Genomic DNA, 25112 nt, shown 5'->3' with positions numbered 1-25112 from the left:
TTTTTATTTTAAGTTTAGAGGTATTATTACTGTTATATTTTTCTCTTTTCTTTTCAAGTTAAAAATCCATGTTATTGCTACTATTTATTGTTCCATTTGCCTACCTAAAAATCCTGAAGCTGTCTCTGCCAATTTAAGCTCTACCTCTCCCAGTTTTTCCCCTGCCTCTTTAGATAATATAATTACAGCTCCAATTGAATCTCCTTCTGTAATTATAGGCGAAATAACCTGTGCAGTGTATTTTCCTTCAACATCATCCTCATCATTGTGCAATGGAATAACTTTTTTTTCATCTCCTAAAAGAACAGTTTTTCTATCTTCCATTACCTTTTCTAACTCTGGACTGATTTTTCTCTCTATATATTCCTTTTTAGTTGTTCCACTTACAGAAATAAATGCATCCTTATCTGCAATTAGAACAATATTTCCTATTGCTTGTTGTAAACTTTCTGCATATTCCTTTGAAAAATCAGTTAATTCTCCTATAGGGGAATATTTTTTTAATATTACTCCTCCTTCTCTGTCAGTAAAAATTTCTAATGGGTCTCCTTCTCTTATTCTTAAAGTTCTTCTAATCTCCTTTGGTATAACAACTCTTCCTAAATCATCAATACGCCTTACAATTCCTGTTGCTTTCATTATTAAAATTAACCTCCTTATGTAACTAATTAATTTGTAGCATTATTATTATTTGACTTAATAGAAATTTTATACACATATACCCATTATTTATACTTGGTTAATTCATTTACTATAAAAATATTTTTTATAGTAAAAAAAACAGGAAAGTTTTTCAAACCTTCCTGTTTACGTAATTATATCAATTATAGCTTATCTTCATATAATTTAACTTTCATATTATCTTTTAATTCTTGAACTTTATCCTTATATGCATCTTGTTGCTTTTGTTGTAATAATTGACTCTTAATTGTTCCTTTAAGAGTATCATCAAGTGGTTTTACCTCATCATTTGGATACACCTTAGTATTTACTATTATATGATAACCAAACTGTGTCTTAACAACTTCAGATACTTGATTGGCTGGTAAAACTTTAAATGCGTCTTCAAACTCTTTAACCATTCCACTGTTTTCAAAACTTACACGACCTAGTTCTTCATACTTAGAAGAATCTTTAAACTCAGCACTAGTTGATAAATCCTTTAATGATGTTCCAGAAACAGCTTTTGCTCTAGCTGCATCTGCTTTAGCCTTTGCAGCTGCATCTCCACCTTCCACTGCATTACCATTTGCATCTTTTGCTGGAGCAAATAATAAGTGTGTTACATCAGCTCCTGCCTTAGTTGTATATGTACTCTTATTGTCATTGTAGTTATTTTCTACATCTTCATCTGTTACTTCTACACCCTCAACAATCTTATTAACTATCTTTTGACTTACTAATTGTTTTTTTAATTCTTCTACTATGCTATCACTATCATATCCTATTGATTTTAAATATTCCTCATACTTGTCATCTGATCCAATCTGCTTTTTGAAGCTATCTATTTGTTGATCAACTTCCTTTTGGATTTCTTCATCGTCTATTTCAACACCTAACGCTTCTTTGTTTTTTAATAGTACTTCTTGATCAACTAAACTTTCTAAGTATTGCTTTCTCATGTTTTTTAATTGCTCTTTTAATTCATCTTTTTTCTCAAAATCTTCACCATATTGTTGTTTATATTGATCCAAATATTGTTTAAGAGCTTTATCAACATCACCTTTTGTTATCTTTTTGTCTCCAACCTTAGCTAATACTGTTTTTTGTATTGATTCTGGTGTTCTTTCTATCATATTGCACCCAGCAAATGATAACACCATAACTCCAGCTAACGCCATTATTATATACTTCTTAATCTTTTTCAAAGCCATTCCCTCACTTTTCTACTTATTAATAAATTTTAACTACTTATTGAATAACAAATTCTATACCCAAAAACAGAAAATTCAAAAACCTTCCTCTGTTTTCTTATAATTTAAATAATTATTATAGCTTATCCTCGTATAATTTAACCTTCATATTGTCTTTTAATTCTTGAATTTTATCTTTGTATGTGTCTTGTTGCTTCTGTTGTAATAATTGACTCTTAATTGTTCCTTTAAGAGTATCATCAAGTGGTTTTACCTCATCATTTGGATACACCTTAGTATTTACTATTATATGATAACCAAACTGTGTCTTAACAACTTCAGATACTTGATTAGCTGGTAAAACCTTGAACGCATCTTCAAATTCTTTAACCATTCCACTATCTACAAAACTTACACGACCTAGCTCTTCATACTTAGCAGAATCCTTAAATTCAGCACTAGTTGATAAATCCTTTAATGATATTCCAGAAACAGCTTTCGCTCTAGCTGCATCTGCTTTAGTCTTTGCAGCTGCATCTGCACCTTCTACTACATTGCCCTTTGCATCTTTCGCTGGAGCAAATAATAAGTGTGTTACGTCAGCTCCTGCCTTAGTTGTATAAGTACTCTTATTCTCATTGTAGTTATTCTCTACATCTTCATCTGTTACTTCTACACCCTCAACAATCTTATCAACTACCATACTTACTACTGCTTGTGTCTTTAAGAATTTTTCAAAGCTATCAACATCATATCCATATGACTTTACAAATTCTTCATACTTATCATCTGATCCAGTAGAATCCTTAAAGTACTTTATTCTATCATCAACTTGTGCTTGGATTTCTTCATCAGATGGATTAACGTCTAGAGCTTCTTTGTTTTGTAACAACACTTCTTGATCTACTAGCCCTTCTAATTGTTGTTTTCTCATATTCTTTAGTGGTTCTTTTAATTCTTCCTTATTTTCGAAATCTTCTCCATATTGTTTTTTGTATTGCTCTAAATATGGTTTTAGTGCTAAATCAACGTCTGCTCTTGTTATTTTTTTATTTCCAACCTTAGCTAATACTGTTTTCTGTATTGATTCTGGTGTTCTTTCTATCATACTACATCCAGCAAACGATAATATCATAACTCCTGCTAACGCCATTGTTACATACTTTCTAATCTCTCTCAAAGGCATTCCCTCACTTTATTGTTTATTAAATAGGTTATAACGACATATTAAACGACATATTATTAGTATAACAATAATAATACTACAATTCAAATCATTTAACCCAAAAAATTACTAATTTTTAATTAATTTGTTCAACATTTCCTTAAAGAACGCCAATATTTGTTCTTTCTTTTGTTCTCCCTGCTTAAAAGTAAAGGATGGCTTATCTCCAAACCTTAATAATACATTATCCTTATAGTTATCAATCAACTTTTTAAACACATCCTTGTAAGAGGTTTCCCCTTCTACAAACTTAAAGATTATTTCATTATTTGTTTCCTTTATCTCTTCAATTGATAACATTTTTGCTCTACTCTTAATATAGGCAATATCCATTAAATTATAAACTGCGTCTGGTATTTCTGAATATCTATCTTCGAGTTCTTCCTTTATATCCATATACTCTTCTTGACTTTCTAAAGCTGCAATCTTCTTATAAACTTCAATCTTTTGAATTTCATCTTCTATGTATGTCGAAGGTATATATGCATCCACCTTTAAATCTACAGTAGTTTCAACAGGTTCTTTATCTATCTCGCCTTTAATAAGCTTCACAGTATCTTCAAGCATTCTGCAGTAAAGATCATATCCTACAGTTGCCATGTGTCCATGTTGAGCAGAGCCCATCATATTTCCTGCTCCTCTTATCTCTAAATCTCTCATGGCAATTTTAAACCCAGAACCAAGCTCAGTAAAATCTTTAAGTGCTTTTAATCTCTTTTCAGCAACTTCTGTTAGGACCTTATCTTTAGTATATAAAAGATATGCATAAGCTATCCTATTTGAACGACCTACTCTTCCTCTTAACTGGTATAATTGAGATAATCCCATCTTATCAGCATTATAGATAATTATTGTATTTACATTTTGAATATCTATTCCGGTTTCAATTATAGTTGTACAAACAAGAACATCATATTCATTTACCATAAAATCCATCATTTCTTTTTCTAACTGTCTTTCAGTCATTTGTCCATGGGCGACAGCGACCCTTGCTTCTGGCACCAAGCTCTTTACAAATGTAGCCATTTTATCTATATCTTCAACTCTATTATAAACGAAATATACTTGCCCACCTCTACTTACTTCTCTCATAATAGCATCTCTTATTAATTGATCATTTTGCTCAACTACATAGGTTTGAATAGGATACCTTTCTTCTGGTGGAGTTTCTATAACAGAAATATCTCTAACCCCTGTTAATGACATATGAAGAGTTCTTGGAATAGGAGTTGCACTTAATGTTAAAACATCAACATTTTTCTTTACATTTTTTATCTTTTCTTTTTGTGCTACTCCAAATCTTTGCTCTTCATCAACTATCAAAAGCCCTAAATCTTTAAATGTAATATCTTTAGAAACCAATCTATGAGTTCCAATTAAAATATCAACATTACCCTCCTTAACTGCTTGCAATGTAGCTTTTTGTTCTTTTGCAGTTCTAAATCTACTTATCATCTCTATAGTAACGGGAAAATCGGAAAATCTGCTTTTTAAGTTTTTGTAATGTTGTTCAGCTAGAATTGTAGTTGGTACTAAAAATGCTACTTGTTTGCCTTCCATTACAGCCTTAAAAGCTGCTCTCACAGCAACCTCAGTTTTGCCATAACCTACATCCCCGCAAAGAAGCCTATCCATGGATTTGTTTGACTCCATATCCTTTTTAATTTCTTCAATACTTGTCAATTGATCCGGCGTTTCTTCAAATGGAAATTCATCTTCAAACTGCCTCTGCCATTCGGTATCTTTTCCAAACTTATGCCCTTTCATAGTTGATCTTGCTGCATATAGTTTAACTAAATCCTGAGCAATTTCATTAATTGATTTTCTTACTTTTGATTTTGCTTTTTGCCATTCTGCGCCACCAAGTTTATTAACTTTTGGTGATTTTCCTTCACTTCCAATATATTTTTGCACAAGATCTAATTGATCTACAGGCACATAGAGTTTATCTCCTTTATCATAAATAATATCTAAATAATCTCTTTTGTGTCCTCCAACTTCAATTTGTTTTATACCTTTATAAACTCCTATACCATGATTAACATGGACTACGTAATCTCCAGGCTTTAGCTCAGCAAAACTTTTTATTTTAGAAACACCTTTACTTTTCTTTTTTGTCTTCTTCAATTTTCTTTTTGCTTCACCAAATACTTCTTTATCCGATATAACACAAACTTTGTACGCTGGACATTCAAACCCCTTCAAAAGGTTTCCAAAAGTTATTACAACTTCTCCCAAGGCCACTTCATCAACAGTATCTTTATAAACACTTTCCACCCCCCTATCTCTAAGGGTATTAACTAGCCTCTCTCCACGAGCTCTAGTTCCTGATAAAATAACGGTTCTATAATCTTCACTCTTCTTGTTTATGATATCATCAATAAGTATATCTAATTGGCCTTGATAATGATGTAAAGTAGTTCCGCTTATTTCTATACTATGCCTTGGCCTTAAAAACTCATTATTCTTACTTATAACTTCTAAAGTTAAATGAACTTTATCTTCTAATAATTCTATTATCTTTTCTTTTTGTAATAGAAGTTTTCCTTGAGAAGGCAGTATGTCTCCTCTTTCTAAAAATATAGAATAATTCTCATCAAACTCAAGAAATGTACTTTCTAACTTCCCTAAAGCCCTAACTTTATCATCCATTATAAATATATAATCTTCTAAATAGTCAAAAAGAGTTTCTTCTTCTTTATAAAAGAAAGGCAAATAACTATCAATAGTTTCAAAAGAATGTATTTGCTCTAAATTCTCCAGATTATTTCCAATATTATTTCTAAGCTTATTTTCTCTTTCCTTATCTTTGTTTTTCTTTAAGGTATCTTCAAGTTCTATTTTAATAGACTCAATAGCATTACTTATTATTTCCTCACTCATTACCATTTCTTTAGCAGGAAATATATCTATACCGTTTACCTTATCTATACTTCTTTGAGATTCCTTATTAAAGGTTCTTATGGAATCTATTTCATCTCCAAAAAGTTCTATTCTATAAGGATATATGGAATCCGGAGGAAAAACATCTAAGAGCCCTCCACGAAGTGAGAACTCTCCTTTACCTTCAACCATATCTACCCTTTCATATCCTCCCTCAACTAGAAGCTTTGATATCTCTTTAAATTCAACATCTTGACCAACTTCTAATGAGATTCTATGTTCTGAAAACAACTTTCTTGGGGTATACAACGAAGCAAACGCTTCTATAGAAGTAACTACTATATTCTTCTTTTTACTAAGTATTTCTTTTATTACTTTTAACCTAGCCCATCTTAAATCTCCTGATATAGCATCAATATTATAGAAAACCACTTCTTTTGCAGGAAAGTAACAAACATTACTGGTATATAAATTAAGATCTTCATATAGATTCTTAGCTTCCATATCATTATGCGTAATCATTACAACAGATTTATTTAAACTTTCATATATCGCATTTGTAAAATATGCTTTTGCTGACTCTGATAATCCTTCTATTTCAATAGGATTCTTTCCACTTTCTATAAATTGCTTTACATTAGAGAATTCCTTACTATTTATTAAGGGCTCCATTAACCCCTTTAATCTCATTTCAAGCACCATCCTTAACTAGTTTTATTTATATTAAATCCATTAAACTTATTCATAGCTTCTTTTGTATCATAATTAAGAATAACTCCAGCAGCAGACACTACTACATCTAAAACTTCTTCTAAATACTTTCTATCTTCCTTAGAAAAATTTCCCAGAACATGGTTAACTAAGTTGCCTTCAGGTTGTCCTACTCCTATTTTAATTCTTGAGAATACATCTGTCCCCATATGACTAATTAAACTTTTTATTCCGTTATGCCCGCCTGCACTGCCTTTTTCTCTAATTCTTAATCTTCCTACTTCTAAACTTATATCATCGTATACAACTAATACTTCTTCCTCTGAAAGTTTGTAAAAGTCCATTACTTCACGAACACTTTCTCCACTTAAATTCATATATGTAGATGGTTTAAGTAAAATTACTTTTTTACCTCCTATGAATCCTTCACCACAAACTCCTTTAAATTTTATCCTATTAACTTCTATATTATACTTTTTTGCTATAGCATCTATAGCATCAAATCCTATATTATGTCTTGTATTTTCATATTCTCTACCTGGGTTTCCCAGACCAACTATAAGAAACATATTTACTTACTCCTTCTTTGCAATTATATAATTATTAACATTATACTAAATTATTTATAGCATAACAAAGAGGACAGAACATAATTAACTTGTAACTTACAGATAAGCATCAATATTATGTGATTTTATCTTTAAGCTTCATTAACTTGTTAGGTCCTCTTAGTTATTCCTATAATTAAGAGTTATATATCAACATTTTACTTTTTATCTAAATTAATTAACTATTAATAGTTTTTCCACTTTCATAAATTTTATGTACTATATGGAAACATAAATTAATTTACTGCTTATACTCAGATAAAGTAAATATAAAACTTACCCCATCCTTCTCATTCTTAGCCCAAACTTCTTCACCATGTTGTGCTAAAATTGACCTAACTATAGGAAGGCCTAACCCTGTACTTTCTTTATTAGTTCGTGATTTGTCTGCTTTATAAAACCTATCCCAAATCCTTACTAACTCCTCTTTTGTTAAAATTGGTCCCTCATTTTTAATTTTTACATAAATCTTAGTTGATTTTTCTTTAGTTCTAATACTAATATTGCCACCATCATAGCTATACTTTATAGCATTGTCCAAAAGATTTGTTATTACTTGCATAATCCTATCGCTATCGGCATACACAATTTTATGTTTATCATCCAATGAAACTTCGCATTTTAATCTTTTTTTAATAAAACTAGATTCCGCATTTGCTACACAAAGCTTAATCAAAACATTAATATCCACTTCTACCATGCTAAGACTATACTTTCCATCTTCTATAGCTGAAATATCTAACAAATCGTTTACTAGCCTTGATAACCTAGTTATTTCATCATATACAATGCTTAAGTAATAATTTTCTTTATCTTTTGGTATTATTCCATCTAATATTCCAGCTATAAAACCTTTCATAGATGTTATAGGCGATCTTAGTTCATGAGACACATTTGATATAAAATCTCGTCTATTAGCATCTACTCTTTCCAGATATTCTGCCATTGTGTTAAATGACCGTGCAAGTTCACCAATTTCGTCTATATTCTTAACACGGACCCTATTTTCAACTTCGCCTCTAGCAAACTTATTTGCTATTTTATTTATCTCATTAATTGGGTTAACTACAAATCTTCTTGTGAATGCACCTGCCATTACAGTAGTTCCTGCTATAGTTACAAAAATAAATGTCCATACGATTTGTTTAACTTTATCTATCACAGAATCTATCTGTTCTGCAGGCTTATCAATAATTAAAATTCCTACAAAAGTACCATCACTAAATATAGGTCTACTATATTTATAAACTTCTATCTTTTCTTCCGCTTTATAATCTAATACATTTCCTTCCTTTAACAACTCTATATCCTTTTGAGATACATTAACTTTAGAAACATCTGATTCTCCATCCTCATAATTTGATTTTACATAGATATTTCCTGAAGTATTTGTTATATATATATCCCCTTTAATAGAATTATTAACTATGCTTATTACATTTTTTAAGTTATCCAAACTAGAATTTTCCCGACATTCAAAGTAAGAAGAGGCTGCCGATGCTACTGAATAACCTTGATTATCTAGATCAGTCTTTCTAAGTTCCAAATAGTAACTTTTAAACCATGAATTCAAAGTTGCTCCAAGTGCTATTAATCCTATTGATAACACTCCTATAAATGCAGCAATGAGCTTACTAATCAAGCTAGTTCTTTTCATCTATTTCACCTCGAACTTATATCCTACTCCCCATACAGTCTCTAAACTCCAATTTTCACCGCCATTAACCTTTTCTCTAACTCTCTTAATATGAACATCCACAGTTCTTGAATCTCCTGGATAATCATATCCCCAGACTTCACATAATAGCTGTTCTCTAGTAAATACTTTGTTCTTATTACTTGCTAAATAGTAAAGAAGTTCAAATTCTTTAGGCGGCATCTTAACTTCTTTCCCCTTGTATACTACACTATAAGAGTTTGAATCAATAACTATTTGATTGTAATGAAGGATTTCTTTCCCCGAATTATCTGAAGAATATCTTCTCATAACAGCTTTAATTCTTGCTATCAATTCCTTTGGTTCAAATGGTTTTACAACATAATCATCTGCACCTAACTCTAATGCTAACACCTTATCAAAGGTATCTCCTTTAGCTGTAAGCATTATAACAGGCGTTTGACCTTCTTTCCTAATCCATTTAAGAACATCTATCCCATCAATCATAGGAATCATTACATCAAGAAGCACTATATCTGGATTATATTCAATAAATTCCTCCTGTGCCTTCTTTCCATCATGAACAATCCTCGTATCAAATCCTGAACTTTTTAAGTATAAATCAATAACCTCGCATATATTCTCATCGTCATCTACTAAAAGAATTTTTCCCAAACTGCCATTCATCAATACCACTTCCTTTACTGTCATATAATAAATTTATCACTAAATTGAAAATTAAGAAATACATTCCTATAAATGTTACAATTTATTCACTTATCCTAAAAAGGAGCACCCTGGGTGCTCCTTAAACATATTATGTAATTCTAAGATTCAAATAACTTACTTATTGGTTCATCATCATAAATCCTTTGTATTGCTTCAGCAAACAATGGAGCAACTGAAAGTGATGTTATTTTTTCTGTATCTGCTTCTTCTGGTAATGTAATTGTATTTAACATTACTAATTCTTCAATAGCAGAACTATTTAATCTATCAAATGCTGGTCCTGATAAAACTCCATGAGTACAACATGCGTATACAGCTGTAGCTCCTAAATCCTTTAATGCATTTGCTGCATTTGCTATTGTTCCTGCAGTATCTATCATATCATCTATTAAGATACATCTCTTACCTTCTACATCACCTATTATATTCATTATTTCTGATACATTTGCCTTTGGTCTTCTCTTATCTATTATAGCTATTGGTGCATGCAATCTATCTGCAAACTTTCTTGCTCTTGTAACGCTACCTAAATCTGGAGATACAACAACTACGTCATCTTGATCAGCTAATCCCTTATCTACAAAGTGTTTAGAAAGAATTGGCGCTCCCATTAAATGATCAACAGGTATATTAAAGTATCCTTGAATTTGAGCAGCATGTAAATCCATAGTTAATACTCTATGAGCTCCTGCAGCTGTTAAAAGATCTGCTACAAGCTTTGCAGTAATAGGATCTCTTGATTTTGCTTTTCTATCTTGCCTTGCATATCCATAGTATGGAATAACTGTTGTTATTCTTCCTGCTGATGCTCTTTTAAATGCATCTATCATAATTAAAAGTTCCATTAGATTATTATTAACTGGTGAGCAAGTAGATTGTACTATAAACACATCTGCTCCTCTAACAGTTTCATCAATATCCACTGATATTTCTCCATCACTAAATGTAGATACCTTTGACTTTCCAACTGGTACGCCTAATATTTCAGCAATATCCTTAGCTAGTTCAGGATGTGAATTTCCAGTAAATATTTTAATGTTATTTCCGTGAGTTAACATATTTGTGAGGACCTCCTTAAATTTTAACTATTAGGTACTTTGGTATAATTTATATATAATTATTTCATTAAACCCTTTTTTTCAACCCAGCCCTTTATGTTTCTTTGCTTAGCTCTCGCTATTGCAAGGTCACCTTCTTCTACTTTAGAAGTAATTGTTGAGCCAGCAGCTATATAAGTGTTATCGCCCACCTCTACTGGCGAAACTAAATTTGTATTACATCCTATAAAGCTATTATCTCCAATTATTGTTTTATTCTTTGTCTTACCATCGTAGTTTACTACAACAGTTCCACAACCAAAATTACATCCACTTCCTACTTCTGCATCTCCAATATAAGTTAAATGAGACACCTTAGTTCCATCACCTATCGTTGATTTTTTTATTTCAACAAAGTCTCCTATTCGAGCATCTTTTCCTATAGAAGACTCAGGCCTAATGTAAGCAAATGGACCAACTGTTGTGTTCTCACCAATTCTACTTTCTAATATTACAGAAGATTGTATCTCAACACCTTTTGCTATTATGCTATCTTTTATTCTGCACCCTTGTAATATGGTGCAATTTTCTGCAATTACAGTATTTCCTTCAAATATATTATTTGGGTATACAATCGTATCCTTGCCAATTTTTACGTCAACCCCAATATATGTTGTTCTAGGATCTATTAAAGTAACTCCATTATTTAAGTGTTTCTCGTTTATTCTATTTCTTAATATTTCTTCAGCTTCGGCTAATTGCACTCTTGAATTTACACCTATAGTGTCTTCATAATCAGTAACAACTGCACCTATTCTTTTACCTTCATTCTTTAGAATACCAATAACATCTGTTAAATAATATTCTCCTTGGTTATTATCATTTGATAACTTCTCCAAAGAAGATAATAAATCTTTTATATCAAAACAATACATTGCTGCATTCATTTCATTTACTTTAAGCTCTTCTTCATTGCAATCTTTATGCTCAACTATCTTAACTACTTCATCGCCATCCCTTATGATTCTTCCATATCCAGTTGGATCTTCCACATAAGCAGATAGTAGTGTTGCTGAATTTTTCTTAAGTATATGTTCTTCCATTAAATTATTTATAGTTTCAATCTTTGTTAAAGGAGCATCTCCTGCAAAAATAGCAACTACGCCATCTTTACCTTCTAAAAATCCCTTTGCACACTTTACTGCATGCCCAGTGCCTAATTGCTCTTCTTGAAGCGAATAAGATACATTTCTATTCTCAGTCTCTTTCTTAACAAGCTCTGCACCTTTCCCAATTATTACATTTACATCTTCTATATTAGCATTTCTCATATTATCTATAACATGATTAACCATTTCCTTGCCACATACTTTGTGTAGCACTTTTGGGATGTCTGACTTAATTCTTTTTCCTTGTCCTGCAGCCAATACTAGCGCACATTTATACATAACATCACCTCATTTATGCAAAATACTTTTCATTAATCCAATTTATATATTTATGAAATTGGTCATACCTACTCTATTATATTTGAAAGAGAATTTTATTTCAACCTTTGGAAACTTTTTCATAAAAAAATAAAAGGAAGAAATCTTCCTTTTATTTTTATAAACTTTTCTATTCTTCGATAGCTTCTTCATTAACTTCTTCATTTTTAGCTTTTTCAAAAGCATCTAAAATTGAAGTTTGGATTCTTTCTCTAGTGTCAGTGTTTATAGGATGTGCTATATCCTTAAACTCTCCATCTGGTGTCTTTCTGCTAGGCATTGCAATAAATAATCCATTTTGACCTTCGATAATCTTAATATCGTGTACTACAAATTCATTATCAAATGTAACGGAAACTATAGCCTTCATCTTTCCGTCTGTAGCTATCTTTCTGATTCTAACGTCTGTAATTTGCAATTCACTACACCTCCCCAAAGTTGCTTGATAAAGTATATAATTCTCCATATATAACCAAAATCCTCTTTTAAACTAGAAATTTTTTTGAAAATTTGTTTTTTTATGAAAATGAACTATATAACTTTATTTAATTAAAGAAACATTTTAGAGGGTTTTATATCAATAATCGCTGATTTTTCAACGGATTTGAACTCTACAATAGATACATATTTATCTACCAATTTCTTTTCCACTTCTTTATTATCAAGTAACACTCCTATTCCAACTAACTCACTATCAAACTCTTTAAGTAAATCTTTTATTCCTTGAGCAGTTCCTCCACCCTTCATAAAGTCATCGATAAATATACTTTTACTAAATGCCTTCATTGATTTTTTTGATAATGACATCTGTTGTAGCCTTCCGCTCGTTCCAGACACATAATTAATTGTAACCGTAGGTCCTTCAGTTACTTGAGTATCTCTTCTTGCAATAACTAATTGTACCCCTAAATTTCTAGCAACCTCATAAGCTAAAGGTATCCCTTTTGTCTCCACAGTTATAACATAATCTACATCTACATTTTTAAAATATGATGATAAAATCACACCTGCTTTCCCTATAATTTCAGGGTTATACATAAGGTCAGTCATATAGATGAAATTCCCAGCTATTACTCTTCCATCATCTTTTAATAATTCACACAATTCTAAAGCAAATTCTTGCCCTTTTTCATATCCTATTGTTGGGATAAATTTTATACCACCTGCTGCTCCTGAAATTGTTTCAACTCGTCCCATCTCCAATTTTTGCAATATCTCTCTAACTATAACGATATCTTCACTTATAGTTGACTTAGCTGCATTTAATAACTCTGAAAAGTTATTTAATCCTATTATTTTATTTGGGCTTTCTATTAATAATTTAGTTATGGCCACAACTCTACTATTTCTACTTAACTTTTCCATATAATTCACCTACATTGCATATTTATTACACGAACTTTACATTCAAAAACTCTAACTAATATTCATATTTTATTCTATATTGTCTACATTATCAATAGCTTTTATTTACTATTTTTACTGCTCTTTATTATTTTCTCACAAAATGTGTTCAATTTTAATTTTTTGTATATAATTATAACTGTACTAACTTAAAAGGGGTTGATATTTTGTCATTTGATTTTATTAATGATAAACATATGAAAATACATTTCATCGGAATTGGTGGAATAAGCATGAGCGGATTAGCTGCTGTTCTTCTTAACAAGGGTTATAGAGTTTCAGGTTCAGATTTTAAAGAATCCGAAATACTAGATAAGCTTAGAGACAAGGGTGCTGAAATATACATAGGGCACGACAAGAACAATCTTGTTAATGTAGATCTAGTTGTATATACTGCTGCAATTCCAGATTCAAACCCGGAACTTGCAGAAGCTAAAAAGCAAAATATTAAGCTTATGGATAGAGCCGAGTTTCTAGGTTTAATAATGAAAGGTCATAAGTATAATGTAGCCATTTCTGGTACTCATGGTAAAACAACTTGTACATCAATGATTTCTCATGTTACTTTAGAAGCAAACTTAGATCCAACTATTTTAGTTGGTGGAGAATTAGATCTAATTGGAGGAAATTACAGAATTGGTGAAAGTGAGTACTTCATCACAGAAGCTTGCGAATATAAAGAATCATTTTTAAAGTTCCCTCCATACGTAGGAATAATATTGAATATTGATGCTGATCATCTAGATTATTATAGAGACATAGATCATATTACTGAAACCTTCGAAAAGTTTTCTCACCTAATTCCTGAAAATGGTTATCTCATTGGTTATGGTGGTGATGAAAGAGTTAAAAATATACTCTCAAAAGCAAATTGTAACACTGTGACTTATGGATTTGATGACGAAAATTTAGTTGCGAAAAATATATCTTTTGATAATAAAGGTTGTGCTACATTCACTTTATGTGAAAACGGCAAGGATTTATTTGAAGTCATATTAAACAATCCAGGAAAACACAATATTTTAAATGCACTTTCTACAATTGCTGTTAGTCTTATTTTTAACATTCCTTATGATGATATCATCACTGGTCTAAAAAAATGCAAGGGAGCACATAAAAGATTTGAGTATAAGGGTGAAAAAAATGGAGTTACTGTAATTGATGATTATGCTCATCATCCTACTGAAATAAAAGCTACATTAAGCACAGCTAAAAAAATAAAACATAATAAAGTCTATTGTGTATTCCAACCACATACCTATACAAGAACTAAGACTTTATTTGATGAATTTACAACTGCCTTTAGTGATGCTGATGAACTTATATTAATGGATATATATGCGGCTAGAGAAAAAAACACTGGCTTAGTATCTTCTGACGAATTAGGGGATGCTATTAGAAAGACGGGTTTAAAATGTACAAATGTTCATTCCCACGATGAAGGAACTGCATACTTAGAAAAAGTAGCTACAGCTGGTGATTTAATATTGACCGTTGGAGCTGGAGATGTAGTTATCGTAGGAGAAAAATACTTAACTAAATAATTTAGGAGTGATTTACATGGACTTATTAAAAAACATTGAAGCATCCTCAGAATATATACTTAGCAAAAGCAAGTATTCACCAAAAATAGGCTTAATACTAGGATCAGGACTTGGCTCACTTGCAGATCTTATTGAAAATCCTGAGTTTTTCCCTTATGAGGAAATACCAAACTTTCCAGTATCAACAGTAGAAGGGCACGAAGGTAGACTTGTACTAGGAACATTACAAGGTAAAACTGTCGTTGCTATGCAAGGAAGATTTCACTACTATGAAGGTTACAAGATGCAAGAAGTAACATTTCCAGTAAGAGTTATGAAACTTTTAGGTGTTGAAACAATCATAGTAACAAATGCTGCTGGTGCAGTTAACACAAATTTCAAACCAGGTGATTTAATGATAATAAATGACCATATAAATCTTTCTGGTGATAGTCCTCTTATTGGAAGAAATCTTGATAAGTTCGGGCCAAGATTCCCTGATATGTCAACCGCATATGACTCAGAATTAATTGCATTAACTAAGAACGTGGCAAAAAACCTAAATATCGAAATAGAACAAGGGGTTTATACTTTAATGACTGGTCCAACTTATGAAACTCCAGCCGAAATAAGAATGGTTCGTATTTTGGGCGGAGATGCTGTAGGAATGTCTACAGTTCCTGAAGTTATAGTTGCAAATCACTGTAAAATGAAAGTAATAGGTATTTCTTGCTTAACGAACATGGCTGCTGGAATATTAGAACAACCATTAAATCATGAGGAAGTTATAAGCACCTCTAACATGGTTAAAGACAAATTCATGAATCTTATGCGTTCTCTTATCAAAGCTCTTTAAGTATTATTTACAATAGAGTAATTATTTGTACCTACTATGTTATAATAAATTTAATATGAGTGTATAGGAGGATTTTTAATGAAGTTAGCAATTATATCAGATATACATGGTAATCTTTATGCACTAATGAAGGTATTGGAGGATATAGAAGACCAAAAGGTTGACCTTACAGTTTGTTTAGGAGACTTAGTTGGATATGGTCCACATCCAAACGAAGTAGTATCTATGATAAAGAGAAAGAATATCCCTTGTATTAAAGGAAATTATGATGCTTCAGTAGTAGATGGAAGCTATACTTATATAAGAGAAACAACAATTAATTCTTTTTCTCTTCCATGGGCTGTTAACGAGGTAAGAGCCGCTAATAAATACTACTTAGACAATCTTCCAACATCTATGACTTTAGATTTCAACGGAAAGAAAATAAAACTTGTTCATGGTAGCCCAAATGCTCTTAATGAATATCTTTTAGAAGATGATGAAAATACATCTAAAGTTATGGAATTACTAGAGGAGGATATTTTAATTTGTGCTCATACCCATGTTCCATCCGTTAAGCAATTTGGTAATAAACTATTTATAAATGACGGTAGTGTAGGAAAACCTAAAATAGGCACTCCTGAATCTACCTACTGCATTTTAGATGTTGATAAGAATGGAAATTCAAAAGCTTCAATAAGACGTGTATCTTATGAACTTAAGGGGTTAGTTAAGGAAATGCAAATCTTAAACTTCCCTAACAACTTAATACGCAGCTTTGAGGAAGGTATGGAATAAAAAAATGTACGGTGCTATATACACCGTACATTTTTTATTCTATTAACATTCCAACTACCTTTGCCTGTTTAGTAATGTCCTGTGTCTTATTGTGGCATTGACAAGAACACTTCTCTCTATCCTCATCTTTAATTAAATCTGTAATATCATAAACAGTTTCATTTTCTACTACATAAGCAGGCATTCCATTCTCCCCATTATATTGGTCTAAGTCCTCCAAGGTAAACTTTTTTAATTCTCTACTTTTAGTTTCTTCCTCTCCTCCAATATAATGAAAATATCTTAAGATAAATTCCAAATCATCAACGTTTTTCTTTATTTCCTCCACTACTTCTTCTTTATTTTCTTCACTCCTAGATGCCAGCTTTGATTTTAAATCACAAAGCTCCTTTAGTTTATTGTTAAGTATCCTTTCTTGAAACATAGAATCCTCCAAAATTCGTGATCTATATAGTGTATGTTTGATATGTTGCATTTGTTAGTAAAGTATTGTAAAATCAAAATTAATGTAATACCTTATTACTTTTAGGAGGAAAATTATGAATAAATCTGTATTAGTAAAATCAATTTACAGAAATACAAAGGAATATGCATCAAAAGATGTAAGAATCTCTGGTTGGATTAGAACACTAAGAGCTTCAAATGCCTTTGGTTTTATCGAAGTAAATGATGGATCATTCTTTAAAAATATTCAAATTGTATTTGATAATAAGATAGATAACTTTAAAGATGTGTCAAAACTTCCAATAAGCTCATCTATTACTGTAGTAGGGACTTTAGTTGAAACGCCAGATGCTAAACAACCCTTCGAAATTCAAGCTAAAGAAGTTATAATAGAAGGAATGTCTCACTCTGACTATCCATTACAAAAGAAAAGACACACTTTTGAATACTTAAGAACAATAGCACATTTAAGACCGAGAAGTAATGCTTTCTCAGCAGTATTTAGAGTTCGTTCAGTGGCAGCTTATGCAATCCACAAGTTCTTCCAAGATCAAGGGTTTGTATACACTCACACTCCAATTTTAACCGGAAGTGACTGCGAAGGTGCTGGAGAAATGTTTAGAGTAACTACGCTTGACCTTAATAATGTTCCAAAAACTGAAGAAGGTGCTATTGATTATAGCGAAGATTTCTTTGGTAAAGAAACTAACCTTACTGTATCAGGTCAATTAAATGCTGAAACCTTCGCTTTAGCTTTTAGAAATATCTATACATTTGGTCCTACATTTAGAGCTGAAAACTCAAATACAACAAGGCATGCAGCTGAATTTTGGATGATTGAACCTGAAATAGCTTTTGCCGATTTAGCTGACGACATGGAACTTGCTGAAGACATGCTTAAATATGTTATAAAATATGTTATAGATGAGTGTCCTGAAGAAATGGCTTTCTTTAATCAATTCGTTGATAAAGGATTATTAGATAGACTAAATCACGTTATAAACTCAGACTTTGGTAAGGTTACTTATACTGAAGCTGTTGAAATCTTAAAGAACTGCAAGAAGGAATTTGACTATCCAGTAGAATGGGGTATCGATCTTCAAACAGAACATGAAAGATACTTAACTGAAGAATACTTTAAGAAACCAGTATTCGTTACTGATTATCCAAAAGAAATTAAAGCATTCTATATGAGAATGAATGATGATAACAAAACCGTTGCAGCTTGTGACTGTCTAGTTCCTGGTATCGGAGAAATCATCGGTGGTAGCCAAAGAGAAGAAAGACTTGATGTATTAAAATCAAGAATGGCTGAATTAGGTCTTAAAGAAGAAGATTACTGGTGGTACTTAGAACTTAGAAAATATGGAGAAACTAAGCACGCTGGTTTTGGTTTAGGATTTGAAAGATTGATTATGTATGTTACTGGTATGGGTAATATTAGAGACGTAATACCATTCCCTAGAACTACAGGACAATCTGATTTCTAGAAAAATATATTTTAAGGTTGGAGAGAATTATAAACTCCAACCTTTTTTGGTTTATGATAAATTCCTAAAAACTTGATTAAAATTGATTCTATACAAAATCTTTCTATGCTATAATTCATCTGAAATTTCGCGCTAGATATAAAAAAACAACCTCATAATAACACCTAATTATAAAAATGCATAATATTCTTATATTCTTCTCCATAAATATGGTAATATTCTTATATTCTTAAGAATATGCTGGCAAAATGCGGACTTAAGAAAATCCTCAATAAAAAATCCATTAAAACCAGAATTATTTTAGCATATAAAAAAGGAATAGTTTAACTTAAACTACTCCCTATCTTCTTGAACCCTTATCATTCTATATCCCACTCCTATGTGAGTTTGAATATAAACAGGATCATTTGTATCCTTCTCAATCTTTTTCCTCAAGGTCGCCATAAATACTCTTAAAGAAGACACTTCATTTTCATAGCTCTGTCCCCAGGTTTCCTTTAATATGTAAGAGTGAGTAAGGACCTTTCCAACATTTTTAGCAAGTACAGATAAAAGTCTATATTCTATTGGAGTTAAATGCACTTCTTCATCATTAAGAAATACACACCCAGCACTATAGTCTATCTTTAAATCCCCATTCACAAAAATATTAGTTTCCTTATTTGATTTACTATCATAATTCATTTTTCTAATTGCTACTCTTATTCTAGCTAAAAGTTCATCAACACTAAAAGGTTTAGTTAAATAGTCATCAGCACCTGCATCTAAAGCTTCAATTTTATCTTTATCTTCACTTCTAGCACTAACCACTATAATAGGACAAATTGACCAACTTCTTACCTTCTTTACTATCTCCACTCCATCTATATCTGGAAGACCTAAATCCAATATAATAATATCTGGTCTTTTAGAGGTTGTTGTTAATATTGCCTGCTTTCCATTCTCTGCAGTTAAACAATTATAAGAGTTTGCATCTAACGCTGTTGATATAAAGTTTTTTATTGCCTTATCATCCTCTACTACTAAAATCGATGTTTTCATTGCCTCTAACCTCCACTAATGATAATGTAAACCCGAATATTGTTCCTTGAGGGTTATTATCTCTAACATATATTTTCCCTCCGTGGGCAACTATAATTGATTTGCACAAAGCAAGACCAAGACCAAGACCTCTTCTGCTATCCCCTTTATTTCCATTAACCGTAAAGAACATATCAAATATACATTCTTTATTGTGTTTACTAATTCCTTGTCCATTATCTGCAATTTCAATAATTACCTTTTTACCATTAACACAAACATTTATATTTATCTCTGATCCTTCTTCTGTATACTTTATAGCATTATCCACAATATTTATTATAACTTGGATTATCAACCTCACATCCACATCAACCATTAATAACTCGTCTTTTAAATTCACCTTTATAATATGCTCACTAGCTTTTCTATTTATATGATTCAATGCTTCAGTTATAATTTCTCTAACTAATTGAGGTTCTGTGCGTAAATTAACTCCATCTTTATCAATTCTAGAAACCGATAATAAATTTTCAACCAAATTAATAAGCCAAAGAGAATCATCATATATATCTAAAGTTAGTTGTTTCCTTGATTCTTCATCAATGGTATTTGTCAATAATAAATTAGCTGATCCAGATATACTTGTAAGAGGTGTTCTTAAATCATGAGAAACAGCTCTTAATAAATTTGCTCTAAACCTCTCTTTTTCTGCTTGCATTAATGTTAATTTTTGCACTTCATTAAGATTATATTTCTCCAAAGCAAAGGATATTTGATTAAGCATTGCCCTATATAAGGATTTTTCGCCACTATCTATATCCTTATTATTTTTCATAACAATTCCTACAACTGCTAACACCTTGTCTTGTCCAATTAAAGGTATATACAAAGATTTTGAACCCGGAAGAGTCTCTGTCCCTGCACCTGCTTTTTTCCTATTTCTTATTACCCAAGTTGCAACTGCCCTCTCATCTGCTTCTAGATACTCATCTTCAAGCTTAGAATTATTTTCATCTCTATAAGTATATGTTTTAACTATCTTCTCATCTTTCACCACATAAAAAATAATTGGCTTATTAAGTAATTTATATATTTGAATCTGAGACTTCATTGCAATTTCTTCTAAACTATTAGCCTTCTGAAGTTCCCTGCTGGCATCCAGTAGTATATTTGTTCGATAAGCTATAATAGCTGACGTATCTGCTTGTTCCTTCACCTTACTTGTAAGAGTACTTGTTATTATTGATGCAATAAGCATTATTAAAAATGTAATAAGATACTGTGAATCGTAAGCAGTAAATGTAAGCTTAGGTTCTATAAAGAAAAAATCAAATGATAAAACCCCTATAATAGATGATATTACTCCATACACTTTTCCATTTGTCTTACTTGAAGTAAGTAAAACTCCTAATATAAAAATAGTTATTATATTAGCTTCACTAAAACCTACACTATCTACATATAAACTTGTAATATTTGATAACCCCATTATTCCAATCATCTTGAAAAAATCTACACATGAAAATTTTAAGTTGGTTAAATGCCTTTTTCTAAATGAATACTTATGCGTATCCTTGTCTGGAATAACGTAAATATCTATATCAGGAGCTAAACTCACAAGTTTATCAACAAAACCTAATTTAGTCCTAAAAATCTTTCTTGTATTAGTTCTACCTAATATTACCTTTGATATTCCACTTACCTTAGCATATTCAGCAATTTGATATGGCACATCATCTCCATAAGTTGTAGTAATCTCTGCTCCCAATTCTTCTGCAAGTTTTAAATTTGCCCTAATCGCACTAATATTTTTATCTTCCAGGTCTTTTGAATGAGTAGTTTGTACAAATAAAGCTGTAAACTTCCCATGAAATGCATCTGCCATTCTAGCTGCTGTTCTTATAACCTTTGGATTGGACGGAGATGAACTAAGGCACACTAAAATATGTTCATTTGTGTGATAGCTACTATTACCTTCATTTTTATTTGTAATTACCTCTTTGTTAACCCTATCAGCTGTCTTTCTTAATGCAATTTCACGTAAAGCTACTAAATTTTCCTTTGCGAAAAAATTACTTAGTGCTTTTTTACTTTGCTTTTCTTTATATATCTTGCCTTCATTTAATCTTTCTATCAAATCTTCAGGCTCTACATCTATTAATTCTACTTGGTCAGCTTCATCAAAAATTCTATCTGGAATACGTTCTCTAACTACTATATGTGTGATTGAAGCTACAATATCATTTAAGCTTTCTATATGCTGTACATTAACTGTAGTATACACATCAATTCCAGCATCAAGAAGTTCTTCTATATCACTATATCTCTTTGTATGCCTTAATCCCTGTGGATTTGTATGAGCAAGTTCATCAACCAAGATTACTTTTGGCTTTCTTTCTAAAGCTGCATCTAAGTTAAATTCATTTAAATTTATGCCTTTATAAGGAATTATTAGAGGAGGAATAAATTTCAACCCCTCAAGCAAAGCTTGTGTATCTTTTCTTGCATGTGGTTCTATATAGCCAACTACTACATCTATTCCTGCTCTTTGAGCCGCATGAGCTGCGTCCAACATCGCATAAGTTTTTCCTACTCCAGCTGCATAACCAAAGAAAATCTTTAATCTTCCTCTTCTACTGGCTCTTTCAGAACTATTAATTTGTTTCAATAATTCATCTGGATTTGGACGCATATAACTCATAAACTTCAACACCTCACTATTTTAATATCCCATCAAGAGCTAAATTGACCTCTAATACATTAACTGTCTCTTCTCCAAACACTCCAAGGAACCTTCCCTTTGTATACTTCTTAATTATTTTTCTAACTTCATCACTACTAATACCTCTGCTTTTAGCAATTCTTTCAACTTGGTATTCAGCAGCTGCTACTGAAATATGTGGATCAAGTCCACTTCCTGAACAAGTTACAAGATCTACTGGAATCGCCTTATCTATTTCCTCTGGATTAGATTTCTCTATTTTTTCAACTCTTTCAACTACAAGTTTTTTATATTCATCACTAGCTGGACTTAAATTTGATGGTGCCGAATACATAAGCAAAGCTCCATCATCATCTTTAAAAGTACTCGTATCTATATTCATTATACGTCCCCATAAGTATTCATTTCTAGTAAACTTTTGTTCTAAAAGTACACTACCATACTTTTTCCCATCTATTTCTATAATACTACCATTTGCTTTATTTTTAAAAAACATTTGTGAAATTCCTGTAATAAATATTGGATAGATTATCCCACATAGAGCTGTAAATACTAATAAGAGAATACCTGCTTTTGCTGCAACTGATTTTACTTGTTTCATATATATTCCCCCTTATACTATACCTATAAAGGTAATTACTAAATCAATAACTTTTATTGCAATAAATGGAGCTATAATCCCTCCAAGTCCATATACTAGCATATTTCTTGATAATAATTTACTGGCTGGAACTTCTCTATACTTCACTCCTTTTAATGCAAGCGGAATAAGCATAACTATTATTAATGCATTATATATAACAGCTGAAAATATAGCACTTTCTGAACTATGAAGCCTCATAATATTAAGTATATTTAGTTCGGGATAAAGTCCTATAAAAAGTGGCGGTATAATCGCAAAATACTTTGCTATATCATTTGCTATACTAAATGTAGTTAATGATCCTCTTGTCATAAGAAGTTGTTTTCCTATTCTTACTATATCTATTAGCTTTGTTGGCGAAGAATCTAGATCCACCATATTACCTGCCTCTTTAGCAGCTTGAGTTCCTGTATTCATAGCTACGGCCACATCTGCTTGTGCAAGTGCTGGTGCATCATTAGTGCCGTCACCTGTCATGGCAACAAGATGTCCTTTTCTTTGAAATTCTCTAATCATTTCAAGCTTCCCTTCTGGAGTAGCTTCAGCTAGAAAGTCATCAACTCCAGCCTCTGCTGCAATAGCTGCTGCTGTAAGTGGATTATCTCCAGTTATCATAATAGTCTTTATTCCCATCTTTCTTAGATCAGAAAACTTTTCTTTCACACCTTGTTTTACTATATCCTTTAAATAGATTACTCCTAATACCTTGCCATTTTTAGCTACTACTAAAGGAGTTCCACCTAAATTAGATACTGATTTAACAACTTCATCACATTCTTGCGAGTACTTTTCACCTTTAGATAATACATATTGTTTTATAGCCTCAGCTGCTCCTTTTCTAATTTCATTACCTCCAAAATCAACACCACTCATCCTCGTTTTAGCTGTGAAAGGTATAAATTCTGCATTAAGCTCACTCATTTTACGACCTCTTATACCAAATTGTTCTTTTGCAAGTATTACAACACTTCTCCCTTCTGGAGTTTCATCTGCAAGAGATGATAATTGTGCTGCATCTGCAAGTTCCTTTATATCCACTCCATCAACTGGAACAAATTCACTAGCTTCACGATTTCCAAGAGTAATCGTTCCTGTTTTATCTAACATTAATATATCAACATCTCCAGCAGCCTCAATCGCTCTACCGCTCATAGCTAGTACATTTGCCTCATTAAGTCTACTCATTCCTGCAATTCCTATTGCTGATAGTAATGCACCAATAGTTGTTGGTGCTAAACATACTAAAAGTGCTAGTAAAGACGTAACAGAAGTATTATTAGTTTGGTTTAATTCTTTAAATGAAAAATCAGAATAAGCATATAAAGTAACTGTTACAATTAAAAATATAATAGTAAGAGAAACTAATAAAATTTGAAGAGCCATTTCATTAGGAGTTTTCTTCCTTGAAGCCCCCTCTACCATGGCAATCATTTTATCCATAAAGCTTTCTCCCGGATCATTGGTAATCCTTATTATTATCCAATCTGAAATTACCGTTGTCCCTCCAGTTACAGCACTTCTATCTCCACCACTTTCTCTTATAACAGGTGCTGATTCTCCTGTTATAGCACTTTCATCAACAGAAGAAGCTCCTTCTATAACTTCTCCATCTGCTGGAATTTGTTCTCCAGCATAAACTATAACAATATCACCTTTTCTAAGCACTGTAGAATTAACCTTAGTTATCTTATCTTTTTCTTCCACGGACTTTATTTTATTTGCTAATACATCTTTCTTTGCAGAACGAAGAGCATCTGCCTGTGCTTTTCCACGACCTTCTGCAATTGCTTCTGCAAAGTTTGCAAATAATACAGTAAACCATAATAATATTGCTATACCAAAAATAAACTCTGATGAATTATCCTTAATTCCAAATACTGAAAGAACAAAAAGAACAGTGGTAAGAGCTGCTGCTACGTAAACTATGAACATTACTGGATTTTGAATTTGAGTCTTTGGCTTTAACTTAATAAAGGAATCCTTTATGGCCCTTTTTAACATTTTTTTATCAGCAAATGAATTTTCTTTCTTACTACTCAT

The 25112-nt window shown here is 31.6% G+C and carries 20 protein-coding genes; 4 read left to right on the top strand and 16 right to left on the bottom strand.

The window, feature by feature from the left end:
- Positions 1 to 84: 84 nt before the first annotated feature.
- The 11 genes from spoVT to purR all read right to left on the bottom strand — a co-directional run bounded on the left by spoVT (position 85) and on the right by purR (position 13555).
- The gene (gene spoVT / locus H9661_RS06285) at positions 85 to 639 is read right to left on the bottom strand and encodes a stage V sporulation protein T (RefSeq protein ID WP_143317550.1); all 555 of its coding nucleotides are present in this window, start codon (positions 637 to 639) and stop codon (positions 85 to 87) included.
- A 185-nt stretch (positions 640 to 824) separates the two neighbouring features.
- Positions 825 to 1868: a SurA N-terminal domain-containing protein gene (locus tag H9661_RS06280; RefSeq protein WP_185966840.1), complete on the bottom strand. Its 1044-nt coding sequence runs from the start codon at positions 1866 to 1868 to the stop codon at positions 825 to 827.
- A 121-nt stretch (positions 1869 to 1989) separates the two neighbouring features.
- Positions 1990 to 3033: a SurA N-terminal domain-containing protein gene (locus tag H9661_RS06275; RefSeq protein ID WP_191767956.1), complete on the bottom strand. Its 1044-nt coding sequence runs from the start codon at positions 3031 to 3033 to the stop codon at positions 1990 to 1992.
- 114 nt (positions 3034 to 3147) lie between these two features.
- Entirely contained in the window at positions 3148 to 6651 is a 3504-nt protein-coding gene (mfd, locus tag H9661_RS06270; protein WP_191767955.1) for a transcription-repair coupling factor, read from the bottom strand.
- Positions 6652 to 6665: 14 nt separating this feature from the next.
- Positions 6666 to 7241: an aminoacyl-tRNA hydrolase gene (pth, locus tag H9661_RS06265; protein ID WP_191767954.1), complete on the bottom strand. Its 576-nt coding sequence runs from the start codon at positions 7239 to 7241 to the stop codon at positions 6666 to 6668.
- Positions 7242 to 7521: 280 nt separating this feature from the next.
- Positions 7522 to 8937, bottom strand: a complete 1416-nt coding sequence (locus H9661_RS06260; protein WP_143317545.1) for a sensor histidine kinase — start codon at positions 8935 to 8937, stop codon at positions 7522 to 7524.
- Positions 8938 to 9624 carry a response regulator transcription factor gene (locus H9661_RS06255; RefSeq protein ID WP_143317544.1) on the bottom strand — a complete coding sequence of 229 codons (687 nt, stop codon included), beginning with the start codon at positions 9622 to 9624 and terminating at the stop codon, positions 8938 to 8940. It abuts the gene before it with no gap.
- Positions 9625 to 9764: 140 nt separating this feature from the next.
- Positions 9765 to 10724, bottom strand: a complete 960-nt coding sequence (locus H9661_RS06250; protein ID WP_143317543.1) for a ribose-phosphate diphosphokinase — start codon at positions 10722 to 10724, stop codon at positions 9765 to 9767.
- Positions 10725 to 10783: 59 nt separating this feature from the next.
- On the bottom strand, positions 10784 to 12151 hold the full coding sequence (glmU, locus tag H9661_RS06245; RefSeq protein WP_191767953.1) for a bifunctional UDP-N-acetylglucosamine diphosphorylase/glucosamine-1-phosphate N-acetyltransferase GlmU: 1368 nt from the start codon (positions 12149 to 12151) through the stop codon (positions 10784 to 10786).
- Between the two features lie 169 nt (positions 12152 to 12320).
- A complete protein-coding gene (gene spoVG / locus H9661_RS06240; protein WP_143317541.1) occupies positions 12321 to 12608 on the bottom strand; it encodes a septation regulator SpoVG in 288 nt (95 codons plus the stop codon).
- Between the two features lie 131 nt (positions 12609 to 12739).
- Entirely contained in the window at positions 12740 to 13555 is an 816-nt protein-coding gene (gene purR / locus H9661_RS06235; RefSeq protein WP_191767952.1) for a pur operon repressor, read from the bottom strand.
- Positions 13556 to 13761: 206 nt separating this feature from the next.
- Here purR and murC point away from each other — a divergent pair, with 206 nt between their 5' ends.
- The 3 genes from murC (at position 13762) to H9661_RS06220 (ending at position 16750) form a co-directional block, all read left to right on the top strand.
- On the top strand, positions 13762 to 15138 hold the full coding sequence (gene murC / locus H9661_RS06230; protein ID WP_191767951.1) for a UDP-N-acetylmuramate--L-alanine ligase: 1377 nt from the start codon (positions 13762 to 13764) through the stop codon (positions 15136 to 15138).
- Positions 15139 to 15154: 16 nt separating this feature from the next.
- Positions 15155 to 15973 carry a purine-nucleoside phosphorylase gene (locus H9661_RS06225; protein ID WP_143317538.1) on the top strand — a complete coding sequence of 273 codons (819 nt, stop codon included), beginning with the start codon at positions 15155 to 15157 and terminating at the stop codon, positions 15971 to 15973.
- Positions 15974 to 16051: 78 nt separating this feature from the next.
- A complete protein-coding gene (locus H9661_RS06220; RefSeq protein ID WP_143317537.1) occupies positions 16052 to 16750 on the top strand; it encodes a metallophosphoesterase family protein in 699 nt (232 codons plus the stop codon).
- 34 nt (positions 16751 to 16784) lie between these two features.
- Here H9661_RS06220 and H9661_RS06215 read toward each other — a convergent pair whose 3' ends face one another.
- Entirely contained in the window at positions 16785 to 17174 is a 390-nt protein-coding gene (locus H9661_RS06215) for a cytochrome b5-like heme/steroid binding domain-containing protein (protein WP_191767950.1), read from the bottom strand.
- Between the two features lie 115 nt (positions 17175 to 17289).
- Here H9661_RS06215 and asnS point away from each other — a divergent pair, with 115 nt between their 5' ends.
- Positions 17290 to 18684 carry an asparagine--tRNA ligase gene (gene asnS, locus H9661_RS06210; protein WP_143317535.1) on the top strand — a complete coding sequence of 465 codons (1395 nt, stop codon included), beginning with the start codon at positions 17290 to 17292 and terminating at the stop codon, positions 18682 to 18684.
- A gap of 333 nt (positions 18685 to 19017) precedes the next feature.
- Here the strand turns inward: asnS and H9661_RS06205 are convergent, their stop codons facing one another.
- The 4 genes from H9661_RS06205 to kdpB are packed head-to-tail and all read right to left on the bottom strand — an operon-like array spanning position 19018 to position 25112.
- Entirely contained in the window at positions 19018 to 19725 is a 708-nt protein-coding gene (locus H9661_RS06205; RefSeq protein WP_191767949.1) for a response regulator, read from the bottom strand.
- Positions 19694 to 22408 carry a sensor histidine kinase gene (locus tag H9661_RS06200; protein WP_143317533.1) on the bottom strand — a complete coding sequence of 905 codons (2715 nt, stop codon included), beginning with the start codon at positions 22406 to 22408 and terminating at the stop codon, positions 19694 to 19696. Before H9661_RS06200 ends, H9661_RS06205 begins: the two co-directional genes overlap by 32 nt.
- 16 nt (positions 22409 to 22424) lie before the next feature.
- Positions 22425 to 23030, bottom strand: a complete 606-nt coding sequence (gene kdpC / locus H9661_RS06195; RefSeq protein WP_191767948.1) for a potassium-transporting ATPase subunit KdpC — start codon at positions 23028 to 23030, stop codon at positions 22425 to 22427.
- 12 nt (positions 23031 to 23042) lie between these two features.
- Positions 23043 to 25112 carry a potassium-transporting ATPase subunit KdpB gene (gene kdpB, locus H9661_RS06190; RefSeq protein WP_143317531.1) on the bottom strand — a complete coding sequence of 690 codons (2070 nt, stop codon included), beginning with the start codon at positions 25110 to 25112 and terminating at the stop codon, positions 23043 to 23045.

It is taken from the genome of Clostridium cibarium (assembly GCF_014836335.1).
GTDB lineage: Bacteria > Bacillota > Clostridia > Clostridiales > Clostridiaceae > Clostridium > Clostridium cibarium.
Note: the sequence above shows the minus strand (reverse complement) of the source record. Positions and strands in the feature narration are given on the sequence as shown.